The organism is Pararhizobium sp. P1_E7 (genome assembly GCF_056405855.1).
In genome coordinates this window covers 1-2535 of sequence record NZ_JBFUBH010000171.1, presented here as the reverse complement: position 1 = coordinate 2535, position 2535 = coordinate 1, and the positions used below count along the sequence as shown (strand labels likewise).

The following is a 2535-nucleotide window of genomic DNA, read 5'->3' as shown; positions in this document are numbered from 1 at the left end:
GCGTGTCATTGCGCCGCCGCACCGATGTACCGATCATTTTTGACGAACTCGCGACTGACGATGCATCGATCGTCCAGTTGATCGGAGACGATGCCGCCGAAGGCATCGGCCTCAAAATATCGAAAAACGGCGGGCTGACGAGAGGGCGTCGTCAACGCGATATCTGTTTGGCCGCGGGCTACACGGTTAGCGTCCAGGAGACGACCGGCTCGGATATCGCATTCGCCGCGATCGTTCACCTTGGCCAAACTGTCCCCGAACGCAACCTCCGCAGTGTCCTGGAATGCCGTGACATAGTGAGCCTGAAAACAGCTGATGGTCCGTTCGATGTCGTGAACGGACTCGTCAAGGCTCCCTCGCTGCCTGGCCTTGGCATAACGCCACGGCTCGATGTGCTCGGTGACCCKGTAGCAACATACWCTTGATCGCCAATGCGCCGGCTTCTTCCGAGGCGCTCTGAAAACGACAACTGACAACTGCCAGGAGAGAATGAGAACATGAAACTCATTGGGATCAACGTCTACAGCGTCAAACTGCCTGTGGTGGGCACTTATAAAATGGCGACGAGCACCATGTCGTTGTTGGAGAGCGTGATCGTGGAGCTCGTGACCGATGAGGGGATTGTCGGATACGGCGAAGTTTGCCCACTCGGAAATGTATATCAGCCTCAACACGTGCTGGGCGCGCACGCTGCTTTGAAAGATATTGCGCCGAATTTGATTGGCCTGGACCCCAGGAACATAGGCGAGCTTAACCGTGCGATGGAAGCGTCTCTCGACGGAAGCAAGTACGCCAAGGCGGCGATCGATATTGCTGCCTGGGATGTCGCGGGTAAAAGCTATGGCCGGCGGGTATGCGATCTCTTAGGTGGGGCAACCGGGCCGACGGTCCCGACGTATTACGCTATCTCAGTCGCCTCTCCAGATGAAACGGCTCGTATTGCGCGCGAGAAGCAGCTCGAAGGGTATTCACGACTGCAGCTCAAGGTTGGGGGGCGAGACATCGAGGAAGACATTGAGACACTTCATCGCGTTAAGGAGGTGCTGAAGCCTGGTATGAAGCTAGCTGCGGACGGCAACCGCAGCATGACTGCCCGCGATACCTTGCTGATATCCCGACGGTGCCAAGACGTTTCCATGGTGTTGGAACAACCGTGCAGGACCTATGAGGAAGTTGCTTCGATTCATAGCCGGCTCTGCCACCCTGTCTTCCTTGACGAGGTAACCGAGGACGTAAATGCCGTCATCAAATCAATCGCTGACGGTGTCGCTGATGGTTTCGGGATGAAGTTGACCCGAATCGGCGGCATTTCTGCAATGCAGACCGTGCGAGATATTTGCCGTGCCCGCGGACTGCCACATACGTCCGACGACAACTGGGGTGGTGACATCATCGCGGCAGCATGCGTCCACGTCGGAGCAACCGTCGAGCCACGCCTTTTTGAAGGTACCTGGATCGCTGAGCCTTATATCGCTGAGCATCTCGACGAGGAGAACGGGCCACGTATCGAAAACGGTAGGATCAAGATTCCGGAAGGACCGGGTCTTGGTGTCGTTCCGGACAAGGCGAAGCTTGGAAACGCCGTGCAGTCTTTCGGCTGACGGGCGTGAGCGCCACGAAATCGGAAACCAGAGTGGCCAAGACTGTTGAAGGCCGGCAGTCACCTTTTTTATCGCGATACGATTGCTGGCAGTGAAAATGAACATCTCACGGGTAGTCGGAGGCGAAAGCATGTCGAGATCCTGTTGTGAACACGTCAGCCTTTGGGGCTTTTCCGTATTGCGGTTGGCAAAGCCGACGTGTTCACAGCCGGTATCTCCGACGACCCGCAGACTGCCACTTGGTAGCCGGCGGGTCGAGCTGAAGATCCCTGTGTGATATTTCTGGTGCCGCGCCGAGCTATGGGACGCCGCATCTCAGCGAGCAGTTTGTAAAGATGTTTTGGCTCGCGACGACCGACGAACTGAACGCCTTGAGACAGATCGTCCATCTTCTTGGTTTAGTGCTGGGTAGCAGTCAGCCTATGCTTTTGCCCTTGCCTAATGATGCTGATTAGCAATGGCACATCATTGCGGATGGCGCGTCGGTGCATCGCTCTGCGATCGGGATCAACGATTTCGCGTTTCGGCGCGGCCGGTCTACTCGGGGCCATGAGCGCTGTCGGCAACCCCTATCATAACGCGCAGGCCAGAGCTTCATGAAGACTCTGAAAGTGGAGGACGTTCACCGCGCCGGCTACGAAACGTTTGCGGACGTAGCCGAGCGATTGCCAATATTTATCGAACAAGTCGATAATGCGATACGACTGCATTCAGCCCTTGGCTATCGATCGTCATCGGAATTTGAAACCGGCTTGCCCAGCAGGCGGCTTAGTTTTGAGCGCATCGATGGTCGAGCCGCAGGGACCACTCCATATCCGGCTCAGTTCCGATGGAAATCAACACGTGCACAACCACGGTCTTTTCGACAAGAAAACTGAATCTAATAACGCCCGGGCCGGTTATAGCGGTCCTACGTCGTAGGACAGACCGAGGA

General features: G+C 56.2%; 2 protein-coding genes. Both read left to right on the top strand.

Going from position 1 to position 2535, the window contains the following annotated elements:
* Window positions 1-425: enolase C-terminal domain-like protein (locus tag AC1D17_RS28485; RefSeq protein ID WP_477568564.1), on the top strand; the 425-nt coding region annotated here is incomplete at its 5' end.
* 72 nt (window positions 426-497) lie between these two features.
* Window positions 498-1601 (top strand): mandelate racemase/muconate lactonizing enzyme family protein, encoded by a 1104-nt coding sequence (locus AC1D17_RS28480; protein ID WP_477568563.1) that lies wholly within the window; start codon window positions 498-500, stop codon window positions 1599-1601.
* Window positions 1602-2535: the final 934 nt, after the last annotated feature.